At 64.9% G+C, this 17307-nt stretch carries 17 protein-coding genes; 5 read left to right on the plus strand and 12 right to left on the minus strand.

Annotated elements, in window-relative coordinates; translation table 11 throughout:
* Nucleotides 1–268 precede the first annotated feature (268 nt).
* Both AC1DMG_RS12525 and AC1DMG_RS12530 read left to right on the plus strand, forming a co-directional pair.
* Nucleotides 269–1378: a YXWGXW repeat-containing protein gene (locus AC1DMG_RS12525; protein WP_477180577.1), complete on the plus strand. Its 1110-nt coding sequence runs from the start codon at nucleotides 269–271 to the stop codon at nucleotides 1376–1378.
* A 181-nt stretch (nucleotides 1379–1559) separates the two neighbouring features.
* Nucleotides 1560–2147, plus strand: a complete 588-nt coding sequence (locus AC1DMG_RS12530) for a hypothetical protein (protein WP_477176359.1) — start codon at nucleotides 1560–1562, stop codon at nucleotides 2145–2147.
* Nucleotides 2148–2198: 51 nt separating this feature from the next.
* On the opposite strand, the gene AC1DMG_RS12535 is transcribed toward AC1DMG_RS12530, so the two are convergent.
* The 7 genes from AC1DMG_RS12535 to AC1DMG_RS12565 form a co-directional block, all read right to left on the minus strand.
* Nucleotides 2199–2927 carry a UDP-2,3-diacylglucosamine diphosphatase gene (locus AC1DMG_RS12535; protein WP_477176360.1) on the minus strand — a complete coding sequence of 243 codons (729 nt, stop codon included), beginning with the start codon at nucleotides 2925–2927 and terminating at the stop codon, nucleotides 2199–2201.
* A gap of 6 nt (nucleotides 2928–2933) precedes the next feature.
* Entirely contained in the window at nucleotides 2934–3623 is a 690-nt protein-coding gene (locus AC1DMG_RS12540) for a peptidylprolyl isomerase (protein WP_477176361.1), read from the minus strand.
* 89 nt (nucleotides 3624–3712) lie between these two features.
* Entirely contained in the window at nucleotides 3713–5230 is a 1518-nt protein-coding gene (locus AC1DMG_RS12545; RefSeq protein ID WP_441605151.1) for a Ppx/GppA phosphatase family protein, read from the minus strand.
* A 76-nt stretch (nucleotides 5231–5306) separates the two neighbouring features.
* Nucleotides 5307–7409: a polyphosphate kinase 1 gene (gene ppk1, locus AC1DMG_RS12550; RefSeq protein WP_477176363.1), complete on the minus strand. Its 2103-nt coding sequence runs from the start codon at nucleotides 7407–7409 to the stop codon at nucleotides 5307–5309.
* Nucleotides 7410–7507: 98 nt separating this feature from the next.
* Nucleotides 7508–8776, minus strand: coding sequence for a phosphate regulon sensor histidine kinase PhoR (phoR, locus tag AC1DMG_RS12555; protein ID WP_441605153.1), 1269 nt, complete (start codon nucleotides 8774–8776; stop codon nucleotides 7508–7510).
* Nucleotides 8777–8849: 73 nt separating this feature from the next.
* A complete protein-coding gene (phoB, locus tag AC1DMG_RS12560) occupies nucleotides 8850–9539 on the minus strand; it encodes a phosphate regulon transcriptional regulator PhoB (RefSeq protein WP_046971852.1) in 690 nt (229 codons plus the stop codon).
* A 123-nt stretch (nucleotides 9540–9662) separates the two neighbouring features.
* Entirely contained in the window at nucleotides 9663–11345 is a 1683-nt protein-coding gene (locus tag AC1DMG_RS12565) for a M48 family metalloprotease (RefSeq protein ID WP_477176364.1), read from the minus strand.
* A 242-nt stretch (nucleotides 11346–11587) separates the two neighbouring features.
* Between AC1DMG_RS12565 and grxC the strand changes: the two genes are divergently transcribed.
* From grxC to AC1DMG_RS12580, 3 genes are all read left to right on the plus strand, one after another.
* Nucleotides 11588–11851, plus strand: a complete 264-nt coding sequence (grxC, locus tag AC1DMG_RS12570) for a glutaredoxin 3 (RefSeq protein WP_441605156.1) — start codon at nucleotides 11588–11590, stop codon at nucleotides 11849–11851.
* A complete protein-coding gene (locus tag AC1DMG_RS12575) occupies nucleotides 11848–12255 on the plus strand; it encodes a carboxymuconolactone decarboxylase family protein (RefSeq protein ID WP_441605157.1) in 408 nt (135 codons plus the stop codon). Before grxC ends, AC1DMG_RS12575 begins: the two co-directional genes overlap by 4 nt.
* A gap of 199 nt (nucleotides 12256–12454) precedes the next feature.
* Nucleotides 12455–13468, plus strand: a complete 1014-nt coding sequence (locus AC1DMG_RS12580; protein ID WP_477180578.1) for an isocitrate dehydrogenase — start codon at nucleotides 12455–12457, stop codon at nucleotides 13466–13468.
* A gap of 51 nt (nucleotides 13469–13519) precedes the next feature.
* Here AC1DMG_RS12580 and AC1DMG_RS12585 read toward each other — a convergent pair whose 3' ends face one another.
* The 5 genes from AC1DMG_RS12585 to AC1DMG_RS12605 form a co-directional block, all read right to left on the minus strand.
* Nucleotides 13520–13984 carry a carboxymuconolactone decarboxylase family protein gene (locus AC1DMG_RS12585; protein WP_477176365.1) on the minus strand — a complete coding sequence of 155 codons (465 nt, stop codon included), beginning with the start codon at nucleotides 13982–13984 and terminating at the stop codon, nucleotides 13520–13522.
* 34 nt (nucleotides 13985–14018) lie between these two features.
* On the minus strand, nucleotides 14019–14918 hold the full coding sequence (gene sigJ / locus AC1DMG_RS12590; protein WP_441605161.1) for an RNA polymerase sigma factor SigJ: 900 nt from the start codon (nucleotides 14916–14918) through the stop codon (nucleotides 14019–14021).
* A gap of 58 nt (nucleotides 14919–14976) precedes the next feature.
* Nucleotides 14977–15921 carry an aspartyl/asparaginyl beta-hydroxylase domain-containing protein gene (locus tag AC1DMG_RS12595; RefSeq protein WP_441605162.1) on the minus strand — a complete coding sequence of 315 codons (945 nt, stop codon included), beginning with the start codon at nucleotides 15919–15921 and terminating at the stop codon, nucleotides 14977–14979.
* Between the two features lie 94 nt (nucleotides 15922–16015).
* Complete coding sequence (thiD, locus tag AC1DMG_RS12600) at nucleotides 16016–16801, minus strand: bifunctional hydroxymethylpyrimidine kinase/phosphomethylpyrimidine kinase (RefSeq protein ID WP_477176366.1); 786 nt, start codon at nucleotides 16799–16801, stop codon at nucleotides 16016–16018.
* A gap of 218 nt (nucleotides 16802–17019) precedes the next feature.
* A partial coding sequence (locus AC1DMG_RS12605; RefSeq protein ID WP_477180579.1) for a PhoH family protein occupies nucleotides 17020–17307 on the minus strand: 288 nt, incomplete at its 5' end.

Below are 17307 nucleotides of genomic sequence, written 5' to 3' on the forward strand. Positions count from 1 at the left end.
GCCGAAGGCTGGCCCCGTAGCGCGGAAGCGCGAAGGGGTGAGGCCCGTCGATGCGCCGAGCATTCCCACCCCCAACGTCACCGCGCCCTGCAACGAAGGCACAAGCTTTTCGAGCATCCAGCCACACCGCTTGAGACGCCCACTCAAGATCGCATTCATCTCCCGTCTCACCTTCTGAACCCTAACGAACCCACCCCTCACCACCGCGTATAACCTCGCCCCATCTCCCGCGTTATGGTCAGCAGGTCCCCGCACTGGGAGTGGCGTTATGGAATGGCTCAAACCCCGCCGACGCGCAGCGCCGCAACGCTGCCTATTCCTCGCCGCCCTGGCACTCGCCACCGCCGCAGCCCTCCCTCTGAATGCGAGCGCCGAAGTCTCCGTCGGCGTCTCCGTCGGCATCGCACCACCACCCCTGCCGATCTACGTGCAACCAGACATTCCCGCACCCGGTTACATCTGGGTGCCGGGCTATTGGGCTTGGGATGGCGACGGCTATTACTGGGTGCCTGGCACCTGGGTCTATCCGCCCTACGTCGGCGCGCTATGGACCCCGGGTTACTGGGGCTGGGGCGGTGGCGTGTACGTGTTCCACCGCGGCTACTGGGGCCCGCACGTGGGCTTCTACGGCGGCATCAACTATGGCTATGGCTACACGGGCGTCGGCTACGCCGGCGGCTATTGGCGAGGCCGCGCGTTCTACTACAACCGCTCRGTGAACCACATCGACAACGTGCACATCACCAACGTTTACAGCCGCACGGTGGTGAACAACAACTTCAATCGGGCCAGCTTCAATGGCGGTCAGGGCGGCATCGCCGCGCGACCTTCATCTCGGGAGTTGGGCTACGCGCATGAGCAACACGTCGCTCCGGTTGCCGCGCAGGAGCAGYAGCGGACRCTGGCTAGCCAGAACCAGGGCATGCGTGCCTCCTTCAACCACGGTGCGCCTGCAGTAGCCGCCACGCCGCGCGCGGGCGCCTTCAATGCGGCGAGCGGAGCGGCTCATGCGCCGGCAGTCCAGGCGGCGCCGGCTGCTGCCCATGCAGCGCGCGTTGCTGCGCCGGCGGCCGCATCGAACAATCCCATGGCGCTGCACTCGGCGGGCTTCGCGCCGCATGGCAGCAGGGGGACGACAGCAGCTGGCGGCGCGCCTGCCTACCATCCATCAGCGACGACGAGCCACGCGGCGTATACGCGTGGGCCTTCCAATCCTCCGGCGGGCTATCACGCAAGCAGTCGCCCCCAGCCGGCCTACGCAGCGCATGCGTCGCCGATGCCGGCCTATCACCCGCAGGCAGCTCGTCCGGTCGCCGCACCGCATCCCCAGGGGCGTGCGCCGGCAGGGGCGCCCCATGGTGGGCCGGAACATCGCTGACCGGCCGGCCGCGGGAACAATCTGAAAAAAGCCAGCTGCTTCTTTTAGCCGGCGTCCTACGTCGCAAACAGCGAGGAATGATGGCCTCCTGCCCCTAGAATGGCGTGCGGTTCTCCAGGACCGCGAACGGATACGGGAGTAGCCGTTCCACAAAACCATCGAAACAAGGAGAGGGGAGTCGATGTTCAAACGTATCGTATTTGCAGCGCTGCTGGTGGCGTCAGGCAGCGCCATGGCGTCGAAGGATCTGAGCAATATTCCGCTGGTGTGGTCGCCCACGCAGAGCTTTGCGGAATTTGGTGCGGTGGACTTGAACGGCATCGGCAAGGTGAAGGTGCAGTTCAACGGCTTCACCGACGTGCGCAAGAATCCGCCACTGATCGCCGAGAACCATGAGAAGGAACCGGCGCGCCAGGTCACCACGAAGGACAACGTGGCGGCGTTCGTTACCGACCACGTGAAAGATACTTTCAGCAAGGCCGGCATCAACGTGGTCGATAGCGGTGGTGACGTGATCGTGTCGGGCGAGATCCGCGACTTCTTCGTCAACGAGACCGAGCAGTACGTGGGCAATGTCACCGTCTACGTCACGATGACGAACCAGTCTGGCAAGGTGCTGTGGCAGGGCGTGGCTGGCGGCGGCGCGAACAACTTTGGTCGTTCGTACAAGGCGGACAATTACTACGAGACCTTGTCCAACGCCGTACTGAAGCTCAGCAACAGCATGCTCAACAGCCAGGGTTTCCGGAGCGCGATGCAAGCGCCCTGATGGCGGGAGAGGGACGATCACTCGCCGCGCGCGGCGGGTGATCGTTCGACGTCAGGAGAGCGCGAGTCCCCGCAACTCCACGCCTTCAGGCGAGACACGCAGCACCGAGCCGTGCTCGTACCAGTCGCCCAGCACGATGCGTTCCGCCGTTTGGCCGTCCAGATCGAATCGATGGATGGCGGGGCGATGGGTATGCCCGTGGATCAGCCGCGAGACGCCGGCCTTGCGCATGGTGTCCGCCGTCGCATCGGCATTGACGTCCATGATGGTTTCCATGGTGGCGCCCGTATGCGCCTTGCTGTCGGCACGTGCCTTGGCGGCAAACGCGCGGCGCGCTTCCAGCGGCATCGCCAGGATCTGCGCCTGCCACTCCGGCGTGCGCACCTGCTTGCGTACCGCCTGGTAGGCGAGGTCGTCGGTGCACAACACATCGCCATGCATCAGCAAGGTGGGACGACCATAGAGCTCGTGAACGGTACCGTCTTCGAGCAGCGTCATGCCAGCGCGTTCGGCAAAGGTCTGGCCGAGCAGGAAGTCGCGGTTGCCCACGATGAAATATACGGGCACGCCATGGTCGCGCAGCGCCTTGGTGGCGCGGGCGATGCGGCTGGGGAGTTCGGCATCGTCGTCGTCGCCGATCCACGCTTCGACCAGATCGCCGAGGATATAGACGGCGTCGGCGGAGCGCGCCTCGTCGCTGGCGAGAAAATCTTCGAACAGGCGAGTGATCTGCGGACGGCTATCGTCCAGATGCAGATCCGCGATGAACAGTGTTGCCATGTTGCGTCAGCCCTTCTTGCTGCCCGGCTTCTTGGCCGGCTCGGTGGCGGGCGCGGCGGGCTTGGGCGGGGTGGCCGGAGCGGCGGCCGCTTCTTCGCCAACCACGTTGGCGCTGTCGATCACCACCAGCGGATTGGGCACGTCGCCGGCAAACGGGCCGAGCCCGCGCGTCGGCAGCGCAGCCATCTTGTCGACCACGTCCATGCCCTTGATGACCTTGCCGAACACGGCATAGCCCCAGGTCAGGCCGCTCTGGTTGCCGACGAAATCGAGACGGCGGTTGTCGACCAGGTTGAAGAAGAATTGCGCCGTGCCCGAATTCGGATCGGCGCCGCGCGCCACTGAAACCGTGCCGCGCACATTGGACAGGCCGTTGTCCGCTTCGCTTGGGATCGCCGAGTGGGTGCGCTTGGCCTGCAGGTCGCGCGTATACAGGCCGCCCTGCACCAGGTAACCGGGGATGGCGCGATGGAACACCGTGCCGCTGTAGAAACCGTCGCGGACGTACTGCAGGAAGTTCGCCACGCTCTTGGGCGACTTGTCGGGGTAGAGCTCCAGCGTGATGTCGCCCTGCGAGGTATGCAGCACCACTTCCGGATGCGTGACGGCAGGTGCGGCCGCGGCAGGCTTGTTGGCCTGGGCGAGCAGCAGGGACGAGGGCAGCAGCAGGAGCGCGGCGAGCAGGAGTCGGGTCATGGCAGGTCGGGCGGCGTGTGGCATCAGGACATCATACGCGGCGAAGAGGCTCCATGGCCGGGCCGACCGGCGGCCCGTACCAGCAGAGCTCAGGATGGATGGACTTCGAGCAGCAGACCGAGCTCGTTCAACGGAGCCTGTTCCTGGTCCAGGTCGGCCTCRCTCAGTGGATGCTGGTCGATCCAGGCGGCCGGCACGGTGAGGCGCAGGCGTTGCGTGGTGGCCGCCAGCTGCATCTGGGGCAGCGATTCGGCCCGGCGTGCGCGCCGGAACAGCACGCCCAGGCGGAGCAGGGCGGTGATATAGCGCGCCAGCTGCCGGTAGCGCTGCGGCAGCGCCGAGAAGGTGGCCTTGTCCGGCTTGCGGCGGTGCGACTCAACGATGGCCGCAAGGAGTTGCTGCTCCTGTCGCGAGAAACCGGCGAGATCGGCGTTGCGCAAAATATACGCGCCGTGATGGTGATGCTGGCTGTGCGCGATGGCGAGGCCGATTTCGTGCACGCGTGCCGACCACGACAGCCACTCGCGCGCTTCGGCGTCGAGCTTCCAGATGCGTGCGATCTGGTCGAAGAACATCAAGGCCGTCGATTCCACGCGACGCGCCTGCGCGCGATCGACGCCGTAGCGGTTGGCCAGCGCGTCGATGCTCGCCGTGCGCGGATCGCTGCCGCCGGCGCGGCCGAGCAGATCCCACAGCAGGCCTTCGCGCATCGAACTTTCGCAGACGCGCAGGCGCTCGATGCCGAGGGCTTCAAAGGCCGCTTCGAAAATCACCACGCCGCCGGCGATGACGGGAGCGCGATCGTCCGCCAGGCCCGGCAACTTGAGTGTTTCGATCTGACCCTGGGCGAGCAAGGCGTCGCGCAGCTGGGCCAGCGACGCCGGCGTGATGCCGTCATCGGAAAAGCGCATGGTCTGCACCACCGAGCCAATCGCCTTGGCGGTGCCCGACGAGCCGAACGCCTCGACCCAGCCGGACTCGCGGTAATCCTCGGCGAACTGCTGCAGCAACACGCCGATTTCATTGTTGGCGCGCTGCCAGCGCTTGCGGTTGAGCTTGCCGCCAGGAAAGAAGCGCAGGGTCGAGGCAATGCAGCCCGCCTGCACGCTTTCGGTGTGCATGGGCGCGAAGCCACGACCGATGATGAATTCCGTACTGCCGCCGCCCACGTCGATCACCAGTCGGCTTTCGCGCGAAGCGGGCAGGTCGTGCGATGCGCCGAGAAAGATCAGGCGGCCTTCTTCGCGTCCGGAGACGATTTCCACCGGATGGCCCAGCGAGGCCTCGGCGGCGGTGAGGAAAGTTTGCGGCGAGGCGAGCCGGCGCACGGTATTGGTGGCCACCGCACGTACGCGGCTGGACGGCACGCCGGCAATGCGCTGGCCGAAGCGGGCAAGGCAATTGAGCGCCCGGGCGCGATGCTCGGCATCCAGGGTGCCGTCAGCGCGCAGGCCGGCGGCCATGCGCACGGTTTCACGCAGGCGATCGATCACACGGGGCTCGCCGTGTTCCACGCGCGCCACCACCATGTGGTAGCTGTTGGAGCCCATGTCGACGGCAGCGATCAGTTCGCCGTCCTTGATCTGGATCTGATCGCCTTGACTCATGCGGGGCTCGTTCCGGGCTGCAGAGTGTGAATTCTCTCACGCGGGAACCGGGGCGAGTAGCGCAAATTACGTTGGGCTACACCGTGCCGGGCGTCAGCTTCTCCAGCAGCGACTGCTGCGCGCTGTGCGGCGGCTGGTCGCCGGGCTGCGCGCGGGTGTAGCGGCCGTCGCCATCGAGCAACCATGCCTCGGTATTGTCAGCGAGGTAGTTGGCCAGGGTTTCGTCGTAGACGCGCGCGGCGTGCACCGGGTCGAGTATGGGGAAGGCCACTTCGATGCGACGCTTGAGGTTGCGTTCCATCCAGTCGGCGCTGGCGCAATAAATCTCGGGCGCACCATCGTTGCCGAACCAGTAGACGCGGCTGTGCTCGAGGAAGCGACCCACGATCGAGCGCACGCGAATGCGTTCGGACACACCGGGGATGCCCGGCCGCAAGGTGCACGCGCCGCGCACGATCAGGTCGATCTCCACCCCTGCCTGCGAGGCGCGATAAAGCGCCGAAATGACATGGGCTTCGTTGAGCGCATTGAGCTTGGCCACGATGCGCGCCGGCCGCCCCGCTTCGGCGTGTGCCGTCTCGCGCTCGATCTTGGCCAGGACGCAGCGGTAGAGCGTGAAAGGCGAATGCAGCAGGTGCTTGAGCTCGATCATCGGGCCCAGGCCCGAGAGCTGCTGGAACACCTTGTGCAAATCCTCGCCGATGCCCGGATGCGAGGTCATCAGGCCGATGTCGGTGTAGCTGCGGCTATTGCCCTGGTGATAGTTGCCGGTGGAAAGATGCACGTAACGGCGCAGCACTTCTTCTTCGCGGCGCACGATCAACAGCATCTTGGCGTGCGTCTTGTAGCCCACCACGCCGTAGACCACTTGCACGCCGGCTTCCTGCAGGCGCGTGGCGAGGCGGATGTTCGCCTCTTCGTCAAAACGCGCGCGCAGTTCGATCACCACGGTCACGTCTTTGCCGTTGCGCGCCGCTTCCACGAGCAGGTCCACCAGTGGCGTGTCGGCGCCTGCGCGATAGAGCGTCTGCTTGATGGCCAGCACAGCGGGGTCCTGCGACGCCTGGCGCAACAGGTCGACCACGGTGGCGAACGATTCGTACGGGTGATGCAGCAGCACATCGCGCTGGCGCAGCACTTCGAACTTGCAGCGGCTGCCGTTGAAGGCGGCCGGCAGCTGTGGGATGAAACGCGGGAACTTCAGATCCGGGCGATCCAGGCCGTCATAGATGGTGCCGGCGCGGATGATGTTGACCGGACCGTCGCAGCGATAGACGTCGGTTTCTTCCAGCTCGAAGTTGGCGATCAGCATGGCCACGATCGCCTTGGGACAGTCGTTGCCGATCTCCAGCCGCACCGGTCGCGCATAGCCGCGGCCGATCAGTTCTTCGCTCAGCGCGCGGGCGAGGTTTTCCACCTCGGCCTCTTCCACCATCAGCTCGCTGTTGCGGGTGACGCGGAACTGGTAAGACCCGGCTACCTTGAAGCCGGGGAACATCAGATCGACGAAACCCTGCAGCAGTTCGGCCAGGAAAATGTAGTGCTCGCCGCCGTCGCACACTTCGCTGGGCAGGCGGATGATGCGCGGCAAGGAGCGCGGCGCGCGCACGAGTGCCATATGGCCTTCGCGACCGAATGCATCGCGGCCCTTCAGCACCACGGCGATATTGAGCGTCTTGTTGAGGATGCGCGGGAACGGATGCGCCGGATCCAGGCCCAGCGGCGACAGCACCGGCATCACTTCATTCTCGAAGTAGCCCTGCAGCCACAAGCGTTGGCGCGGCGTCCAGCGATCGCGCGTTAGAAAGTGGATGTTCTCGGCATCGAGCGCGGGGCGCAGTTCGGCCTGCCAGGTTTCGTACTGCAGGTCGACCAGATCCAGCACGCGCTTGCGGATGCAGGTGAGCAATTCGCCGGAGGAGATGCCGTCCGGGCCGGGCGCGGCCGAGCCGAACATGTGGTGGTGCTTGAGCATGGCCACGCGCACCTCGAAGAACTCGTCGAGGTTGTTCGCCACGATGCTCAGGAAGCGCAGACGTTCCAGTAGCGGAATACGCTCGTCGCGCGCCTGCGCCAGTACACGGAAATTGAATTCGAGCGCAGCCAGCTCGCGGCTGAGAAACAGCTCGGGAGCAGCGCGRTCGATGACGGGAGGAGGGGTGGCAGGCTTGCGACGCATTCGTGCATTCTGGCCGATCCCGCACTTTGTTACATGGCGCAGTGCCGCGTAGTGTGACGGCCGTTCAGCTGAGACGCCGGGGCGCCCGCGGATACCGCTTATTCAGGGTCGCCCACGCCCGGCGCGAGCAGGCGTTCGGCGCTGAACCAGCAGGCAAAAGTCGAGCCCTGTCCCGGTTCGCTCTGGATGTCCAGGCGCGCCTGATGCAGGTTCAGCACGTGCTTGACGATGGACAGGCCCAGGCCGGTGCCGCCGCTTTCGCGTGAGCGGCTGGAGGAGACACGGTAGAAGCGTTCGGTGAGACGCGCCAGGTGCGAAGCCGGAATGCCGTAGCCGGTATCGGTGACGGAGTAGACCGCGCCCTCGGACGTGCGGCGCCAGCGGATGGTGATGCGGCCGCCGGTGGGCGTGTAGCGCACGGCATTGCTCACCAGGTTGGAGAAGGCGCTGTGCAGATCCTTCACCGAGCCGAGCAAGTCGGCTTCGGCGGTGGATTCCATGGTGATCTGGTGGCGGCCCTGGCTCAGCGCCTCGGCCTCCTTGCGGATGGTGGCGAGCAGCGGGGTCATCTGCACGCGCTCGTCCTGCACGTGCTCCTGGGTTTCCAGGCGCGAGAGCGTGAGCAGGTCTTCGACGATCTGACCCATGCGCTTGGATTGCGCACGCATTTCGTTGAGCACGGGCGCGAGTTCCGGCACGTCTTCCGGATCGATCAGTTCGAGATAGCCGTGGATCACCGTCAACGGCGTGCGCAATTCGTGCGACACGTTGGCGACGAAATCGCGGCGGATCTGTTCCAGGCGCGTGAGATGGCTGATGTCGCGTGCCAGCAGCAGGCGCTGGCGACGACCGAACGGCAGCAGCGTCACGTTGATGTGGCGGTTGGGATGGCCTGGCGCGGCCACGTCGTTGAGCGGCTCGCGTGCGCCTTCCTTCAACCAGGTGGCAAGTTCGGTGGTGCTCAGGCGTTCGTCCAGATGCGCACCGCGATCCTGCGGACGGCGCAGGCCGAGCAGGTCTTCGGCAGCATGGTTGAACCAGCGGACGTGTTGCTCGTTGTCGAGCAAGACGACCGCATCCGGCAGACTGCCGGCGGCACTGCGCAGGTCGCGCAAACTGGAAGCGATTCGGCGGGAGCGCGTCATGAAACGGTCATGCTGGAGAGAGGTCAGCCTAGGATCTTGCGTCATCATGAGCTGCGCTTGATGACGGATTCGGGTCACTAAAAAGACGATTTCCACGACGGCGACCAGCGCCAAACCCGTGGCTACGTGGCCTCCCGCAAGCCAGCCGGCGACAGCGCCCAGCAGCAGTCCGGCGCTCAGCGCGGCCGGCAGCTTCCAGGGTCGGTCGAAGGTTGTTGGCATAGGGAGGATTCAGTCGTGCCGGGCTGGCGGTGCGCCAGCATCGGCAAAAGCCTGCGATCCCGCAATAGGAAAGTCAGACGCTGGCGGAGAATCGATAACCCGCTCCGCGCACGGTCTGCACCATGTCATCGAGCTTCCATGGTTCGAGCGTCTTGCGCAGGCGGCGGATATGGACGTCCACGGTGCGTTCTTCCACGTACACGCTGCCGCCCCACACATGGTCGAGCAGCTGTGCGCGCGAATATACGCGTTCGGGATGCGTCATGAAGAAATACAGCAAACGATATTCGGTGGGCCCGATGGTCACCGGCTCATCGCCGGCAAACACGCGGTGCGCCGGACCGTCGATGCGCAGGCCACCCAGCTCCACCATGCCCGAGCCGTCGTCGCCCTGGCTGCGGCGCAGTACCGCTTTGATGCGCGCCACCAGTTCGCGGGTGGAGAAAGGCTTGACGACATAATCGTCGACGCCGGCCTCCAGCCCGTTCACGCGGTCCATTTCTTCGCCGCGCGCCGTGAGCATGATGATCGGAACCTCGCGGCTCAGCTCCTCTTTGCGCAGGCGGCGGGCCAGTTCGAGGCCGCTGGTACCCGGTAGCATCCAGTCGAGCAGGATGAGGTCGGGTACCTGTTCGGCAATGGCCAGTTGTGCCGCACGCGCGTCAGCGGCGTGGATGGCGTCCATGCCGGCCTTGCGCAGGGCAAAGGCGACCATGTCGCGGATCGAAGCTTCGTCTTCGACAATCAGAATGCGCTTATGCACGCTTGAGGTCCGCTGGGGGAGGGGCTGTGACGCATTTATTGCAGCGGTCCAATGTTACGCCCGGATGACATTTCACGCGGTCGCAACAACATGGCGTGTCTAGCGTCTCAGGTTTGGCTGAAATCAGCGCACCGAATTGGTGGCGCCAAAGCAGAGCCGGCCCCGGCAATTCACGTTGTTTTGCAGCTGCTGGCTGCGGCCGTCGGGGTTGTCGTCGGTCTGCACGCGGCGCTTGCGCAGTTCCATCACCAGGGGCGTCAGGTCGTTGATGCGGGCCTGGATGCGGGCTCGGGCGTAATAGTCCAGATCGGGGCGTTTGAGCAGGTTCTTGAGCTGTTCCATGGCGTCGAAGGGGCGGCCGGACAGGTAGGAGGCATCGGCATAGGCCTCACCGGAGCGCACGCTGTCGCCGGCTTTATCCGCCGCACGAGCATAGGTGCGGTAGAGCTCGGGCTCGTCGTTGTTGTCCAGCATCGGCAGCACCATGCTGGCCGCCTGCTTGGCTTCATCCTGCGAACCGCCCTCGGTCAGTGCCTTGGCATAAGCCATGGCGATGGCTCGATTGCGTGGCGATTGCTGGTTGAGCTCGGCATACAGGGTCAGAGCCTCCGCGCGGCGGCCCGCCTGCAGCTTGGCGTCGGCCATGGCCAGGCGTACCACCTGGCTGTCGGGATGCGCGCTGAGCACCGGCTGCAGTTCGTCCACGGCTTTGGCGCCGCGATTGCTGCGGATGAGGGCCAAGGCATAGCCGTAGCGATTGGATGGCGTATCGAAGCTGCGCTCGTTCTGCAGGTTGGTGGCGTAGTAGGTGGACAGCTGGCCGGCGTCGCCGGAAAGCACGCGGACGCGCTCGCGCATCAGCAGGTACACGTCGAGACCGCCCTTGTTGTCGCGGGAGGCGATCGCGGTAGGGTCTTTGACAAAGGAGATGGGCGCCGTGCTTTTTTCCCACTGCGCCTTGTCCAGCGTGGGGCCGTTCGGCCGCTGCTTTTGCTGGGCGATCAAGGTGCCGGCGCGCGCCTTGGCGTCGCTGATGCGGTCCATGCTGACCGGATGGTCCTGCAGCAGCGCGGGTACGTCGCCGAGGTCGCCGCCGGAACCGACGCGCAAGGTGTCTTCCATGCGGCCGAAAAACGAGGCCATGGCGTTGGGGTCGTAGCCGACGTTGGCCAGCGTCTGGATGCCGGCGCGATCCGCTTCGATTTCGTCCTTGCGGGTGAAATTGATCTGGCGCTGCATCAGCAGCCCCTGGCCGCCCATCATGATCGCACCCGCCGCATCGCCCGCACCGGCGCCGGCGCCGGCCGCAATGGCGCCAAGCAGGATCAGCGCCATCAACGGCGTGTCCTTCTTGGAGGCTTCGAAGGCGCGTTGCAGGTGGTTTTGCGTGATATGGCCGATTTCGTGGGCGATCACGCCGGCCAGCTCGCTCTCGCTGTTGGTGATGATGATCAGGCCCGAGTTCACCGCGATATAGCCGCCAGGCGCGGCAAACGCGTTGATCACGTTGTCATTGGCGATGAAGAACTGGAAATGTTCCTTCGGTTTCTCGCTGCCGGAGACCAGGCGGTAGCCCAGGTCGTTGATGTAGTCGTCCAGCATGGGGTCGTCGACCACCATGTTCAGCGCACGCATCTGGCGCAGCATGGCGGCGCCGTAGTCCTGGGCTTCCTGCGGCGAGATCAGGGCGTTCGCCGAACTGCCCAGATCGGGCAGGCGCACGTCCTTGTCCTGCGCGGCGGCGCTCAGCGTCAGGCCGGCGCAGAGCAGGGCGGCCAGCAGGCGGGTGGGCGTGAAGCGGCTCATGGGCGTCCCGCCCGCGGGCTGTGCGTCGTCATTGTTCCGTTTTCGTTAGCCCGCCCTGCGGCATTCCGCCCCCGTTTTACGGGGAAACGGATTGTCTCCGGGGAGGGGCGTGGTGCCATGCGCATAGGTCAGCGACAATAGCATTAGTGACACCAGCTTACGGTGTCAGTTCACTGTTGTTTACACCCCTGGCGGACCCCATGTAGGGCTGCCGTAGGGTTCCCGGATTTTCGAGGTGTGTTGTGCCCAAGATTGAGGTCTATTCCACGGCGGTATGCCCGTACTGCGTGTCTGCCAAGAACCTGCTCAAGTCCAAGGGGCTGGAGTGGAGCGAAGTACGCATCGATACCGACCCGGCGCAGCGTGACGCCATGCTGGCCCGGAGCGGCGGTCGTCGCACCGTGCCGCAGATTTTCATCAACGACCACCATGTGGGCGGTTTCGACGATCTGGTCGCAGCTGACCGCAGCGGCAAGCTTGCCCAACTGCTGGAGATCAATGCATGAGCCACCTGAAGGACGAGGCCGGCAAGGACCGCGTTGCCGAATTCACCGCGTTTCGCCAGCGCATGAACGAGCGCATTTTGTCGGAGGACAACCAGGTCGTCCGCCGCTTCTTTGCGCTCGATACGCAGACCTACAAGCCCGGCGCGCTGGACGTGAAGACCAAGGAGCTGCTCGGCCTGGTCGCCTCCATGGTGCTGCGCTGCGACGACTGCATCAGCTACCACGTGGCCCAGTGCAAAGAAGCGGGCGTCACGCGCGAGGAATTCTTCGAAACCTTCAGCGTCGGCCTGGTGGTGGGCGGCTCCATCGTGATCCCGCACCTGCGCCGGGCGGTGGACTTCCTCGATCAGCTGGAATCGGACCAGGGCGCCACGCCGGCTGCGGACTGCGCCAGCCACGCCTGATATTGCTTCGGGGCGGCTCCCTCCTTGCCGCCCCGTTGACGCATGCGAGTTTATTCAATGCTGCGTGCGAGGATTTGCAACGGCGGCCAGGGCTTGTGCTCTGGCCGCTTGGCGACGCATCGGGGATAATCGACGGGTTTTATAACCCTGTCGTACCCCGCCACAGGGTTGCTCGATTCATATCCCAAGGAGTGTCCCCATGAGCAAGACCATTGCCGTGATTCCGGGCGACGGTATCGGCCCCGAGATCATGAACGCCACGTTGCGCGTGCTCGACGCCCTGGACTGCGGCCYGTCCTACGAGTTCGTCGATGCCGGCATGGTCGCGCTGGAAAAGAGCGGCGACCTGCTGCCGCAGCCGACGCTCGACGCCATCGCCAAGCACAAGGTGGCCCTGAAGGGCCCGCTGACCACCCCGGTGGGCGGTGGCTTCACCTCGATCAATGTCACCCTGCGCCGTCATTTCGACCTATACGCCAACGTGCGTCCGGCGATCAGCTTCCCGGGCACCAAGGCGCGCTTCGACAACATCGACATCATCACGGTGCGCGAGAACACCGAAGGCGCATACCTGTCCGAAGGCCAGTCGATTTCCGAAGACGGCGAAACCGCCATCTCGATGATCCGCAACACGCGCAAGGGCTCCAGCCGCATCGTGCGCTACGCCTTCGACCTGGCCGTGAAAAAGGGCCGCAAGAAGGTCACGGCCGTGCACAAGGCCAACATCATCAAGACCGCCTCGGGCCTGTTCCTCAACGTGGCACGCGAGATCGCCAAGGAATACCCGCAGATCGAGTTCAACGAGATGATCGTGGACAACGCCTGCATGCAGCTGGTGATGAAGCCCGAACAGTTCGATGTGATCGTCACCACCAACCTGTTCGGCGACATCCTCTCGGATCTGTGCGCCGGTCTGGTCGGCGGCCTGGGCCTGGCCCCGGGCGACAACATCGGCACCGAAGCGGCGATCTTTGAAGCGGTGCATGGTTCGGCGCCCGACATCGCCGGCAAGGGCATSGCCAATCCGTGCGCACTGCTGCTCGCCGCGGCCGACATGCTCGATCACCTGGGCATGGTGGAGAAGGGCGACAAGGTACGCAACGCCATCCGCGACACCATGACCAACGACCGCGACAGCGTCACGCCGGACATCGGCGGCAAGGGCACCACGTCGAGCTTCGGCGACGCCATCGTCAAGYGCGTCAAGGCTTGATTGGCTTCATGCCATAAGGAAAAAGCCCCTCAGCGAGGGGCTTTTTTTGCTTCAGGCCACCTGTTTCGCCGCCGGCTTATAGCTGCCGGCCGGCGTCTGGAACGCTACGTTGATGCGGTTCCAGGTGTTGATCAGGCCTACCAGCAGGGTGAGGCTCAGCAGTTCCGCTTCGCTGAACGAGGCACGGGCGCGCTCGTAGACGGCGTCGGACACACCATGCTCGCCGAGGCGCGTGACTGCCTCGGCCCACTCGAACGCTGCGCATTCGCGCTCGCTGTAGAACGACGCTTCGCGCCAGCCCGGGAGGACGTAGAGGCGCTGCTCGGTTTCGCCGGCGGCGCGCGCATCCTTGCTGTGCATATCCATGCAATAGGCGCAGCCGTTGATCTGCGACACGCGCATCAACACCAGCTCCACCAGCGGGGCTTCCAGGCCGCTTTCATGCATCGCCGCACTGAAGTCGAGCAGCGGCTTGAGGGCCTGGGGGTACTTCATAAACGAAAGACGCTTGGACATGACGGGTTCCTTGGCATGCGGCCACCGTGGCCGCTCATGACAAAGACGTACCAGCCTGCGGATTCGTGACAGCTTCCAGGCGCGCGAGTTTGTCCGGGTTGCGCAGCGAGTGGATGCTGGTGATGCGCTCGCCGTCCGTTTCGATCCACGCGACCGTCGAGAGCTTGGTATTCACCCAGGTCAGCAGCGCGGGCGCCCCGTTGAGCCACTGCAGCCGGTGCACGATCGAATAGTCGCGATAGCGCTGGGCGATGATGGCGTACAGCCGCACGATGCGGTCAGCGCCATGCAGCGGGCGCAGCGTGGCGCGAGCCTTGCCGCCGCCATCGGCCAGGTGGACGGCGTCTTCGGCAAACAGCGCCTGCAGGGATTGGACGCTGGCGCTTTCCAGCGCATCGCGAAACTTGGCCAGCAGGCGGCGCTGCACGTCCGGCGCATGGGTGAAGCGCGGGCGTCCTTCGCGCAGGCGCTGGCGTGCGCGATGGACGCGCTGGCGGCAGGCGTCTTCGCCGATCTGCAGCATCTGGGCCGTTTCGCCGTGGCTGTAATCGAACACCTGGACCAGCAGGAAGGCGGCGCGTTCTTCCGGACTCAGGCGTTCTAGCAGGGCGAGGAAGGACAGGCTGAGACTTTCCGTGCGCTCCAGCACCGCTTCCGGCTGCTGCGTCTCTTCCACCAGCGGCTCGGGGAGCCAGGGGCCGGTGTAGTGCTGGCGTTCGGTCTTGGCGCGGCGCAGGCGGTCGAGCGACAGCCGGGTGGTCACCGTGACCAGCCACGCCTCGGCGTCGTCCAGGGCGGTGGCGTCCTGCTGGTGCCAGCGCAGCCAGGCGTCGTGCAACACGTCCTCGGCATCGGCCTGGGTGCCGAGCATGCGGTAGGCCAGGCCCAGCAGGCGCGGACGGTGGTGCTGGAAGGTGGTGGTGGCAGCGTCCATGACGTTCTCCGACAGGAAGACACCTCAAGGACGCGCGAGTATCGCGATTCGTGACCGCTCAGCGAAAGAACGGCCAGGGCGCCAGGAAGATGATCCAGATCAGCACCAGCATGCCGATGTATTTTGCCGTGCGGAACAGCTTGGGATGTTTCTTCTTGAACGCGCGATTGCGATCGCGGCTGCGCTGGTTGAGCGCAAACATGCGGTTGACGAAGCCGGTCTTTTCTTCCGGCGATTCGGTGTTGGGGGACGCGGTGATCTTGCCCATGAAGGCACCCACGCGGTGATTGATGGCATTCATGAAGCGCGTGCGCAACGGACGCTCGACGTCGGCGAACAGGATCACGCGCGTCTGGTCGGTGCGGTTCTCCGCCCAGTGCACGTAGGTTTCGTCGAACACCACGTCCTTGCCATCGCCCCAGCTGTGCATCTCGCCATCGACAAAGATGCGGCAGTCTTCGGAGTTGGGTGTGATCAGGCCCAGGTGGTAGCGCAGCGAACCGGCGAACGGGTCGCGATGCGGGTTGAGCTTGCTGCCGGGCGGGAGCAGGGCAAACATCGCCGCTTTCACGCTGGGAATGGCATTGAGCAGGGCTACTGTCCGGGGGCAYAGCGTTTCGGCCGAGGCCAGCGGCTCGCCGTACCACTTCAGATAAAAGCGCTTCCAGCCCTGCTTGAAGAAGCTGTTGAAGCTGGCGTCGTTGTTCTTTTCCGCGGCGCGGATAAAGCCCTCGTCGAACAGGTGCAGTGCTTCTTCGCGTATGGCCTGCCAGTTGGCCTGCAGCAGATCGAGCTGGGGAAAGCCGCGGCGATCGAGGATGGGGGTGGCGGGCACTGCCGAGAACGCGTACATCAGCAGGTTGTACGGCGCGAACACCGCCGAGTGATCCACCAGTTGACGATCGAAGCGCAGCCTGGCGCGACCGCGCAGATGCACCAGCAGCACGCACAATGCGAACAGTGCGAACAGGATCAACAGTACGAGGCGCGGGGCAAGGATCATGGACGAGTCATGGCGGCGAGCGGAAGCCGCCATTCTACTCCCTGGGGCCGTACCCACCCGGACGCCGATTCAGCGACCGTGCGGATTGGCCGCATCAATGGCCGAGCACGTGAACCTCGCCGCCGCCCGGGCGATAGCTGCGTTCGAGCGCGCGCTGCACGTAGGCCACGGCGCGACGCACGGCCGAGCGCGGCGCATGGCCCTTGGCCAGCTCCGCCGCGATGGCCGAGGCCAGCGTGCAGCCCGTGCCATGACCTTCGATGGGGAGACGCCGATGGCGCAGCTCCATCACGCCGCTTTCGTCGTAGAAACGGTCGATCACCTGGCGTTCGTCCGAATGGCCGCCTTTGAGCAGCACGGTACGGGCGCCGAGCTTGAGCAGGGCCTTGCCGGCACGGTCGAAATCCTGCGCCTTGCGCAATTTTTTACCCAGCAAGGCTTCTGCCTCGGGCAGGTTGGGCGTGAGCACATCGGCCAGCGGAATCAGTTCTTCGACCATGGCCTCAACCGCGTCCTCATCGAGCAGTCGCGCACCGCTGGTGGAAATCATCACCGGGTCGACCACCAGCCACGCGGGTTTGCGTGCGCGCATCTCCTTCGCCACGAGCCTGGTCACCGAGGCGCTTCCCAGCATCCCGGTCTTCACGGCGCCGATGGCGAAGTCGTCGAACACGGCGTCCAGCTGACTGCGGATGTGTTTCAGCGGAACCGTGTGCACGGCGGTAACGCCTTGCGTGTTCTGCGAGGTGATCGCCGCGATCACCGAGAGGCCATGCACTTCGCGAGCGTGGAAGGTTTTGAGATCGGCCTGGATACCGGCGCCACCACCCGAATCGGAGCCGGCGATGGTGAGGGCGATGGGCGGGGCGATGTGGGGCATGGTGTGTCTTGGATTTGGATATGGGTGTCTTCGAATTCTGCTGCGCGCCAAATGACGGGCGTGTCGAAGAACAGCGCATCATAGGCGCTAATTGTGGGAGCGCACCCTGTGCGCGACAAGCCTACGGAGCGGTGACGACCGGAGTGCCGTCGCGCACAGGGTGCGCTCCCACAGTGAGGGAAGTTGCTCCGATGGTCGTCGGAGCAACTCGGTTTCTCTTACAACGCTTCCGACGCAAAATCCGCCAGGCGCGAACGCTCACCGCGACGCAAGGTGATATGCGCCGAGTGCTCCCAGTGCTTGAATCGATCCACCGCGTAAGTGAGGCCCGAAGTGGTTTCCGTGAGGTAGGGCGTGTCGATCTGCTCGACGTTGCCCAGGCAGACGATCTTGGTGCCGGGACCTGCACGCGTAATCAGCGTCTTCATCTGCTTGGGCGTGAGGTTCTGCGCTTCGTCGATGATCAGATAGCGCGAAAGGAAGGTGCGGCCGCGCATGAAGTTCAG

Source organism: Dyella sp. 01N36 (assembly GCF_056399745.1).

Bases quoted from the DNA above. Each gene is read 5' to 3' on its own strand.
- AC1DMG_RS12530 (WP_477176359.1), top strand. From the start codon at position 1,560: ATGTTCAAACGTATCGTATTTGCAGCGCTGCTGGTGGCGTCAGGCAGC.
- AC1DMG_RS12535 (WP_477176360.1), bottom strand. From the start codon at position 2,927: ATGGCAACACTGTTCATCGCGGATCTGCATCTGGACGATAGCCGTCCG.
- AC1DMG_RS12540 (WP_477176361.1), bottom strand. From the start codon at position 3,623: ATGACCCGACTCCTGCTCGCCGCGCTCCTGCTGCTGCCCTCGTCCCTG.
- phoR (WP_441605153.1), bottom strand. From the start codon at position 8,776: ATGCCAACAACCTTCGACCGACCCTGGAAGCTGCCGGCCGCGCTGAGC.
- AC1DMG_RS12565 (WP_477176364.1), bottom strand. From the start codon at position 11,345: ATGAGCCGCTTCACGCCCACCCGCCTGCTGGCCGCCCTGCTCTGCGCC.
- AC1DMG_RS12575 (WP_441605157.1), top strand. From the start codon at position 11,848: ATGAGCCACCTGAAGGACGAGGCCGGCAAGGACCGCGTTGCCGAATTC.
- AC1DMG_RS12585 (WP_477176365.1), bottom strand. From the start codon at position 13,984: ATGTCCAAGCGTCTTTCGTTTATGAAGTACCCCCAGGCCCTCAAGCCG.
- sigJ (WP_441605161.1), bottom strand. From the start codon at position 14,918: ATGGACGCTGCCACCACCACCTTCCAGCACCACCGTCCGCGCCTGCTG.
- thiD (WP_477176366.1), bottom strand. From the start codon at position 16,801: ATGCCCCACATCGCCCCGCCCATCGCCCTCACCATCGCCGGCTCCGAT.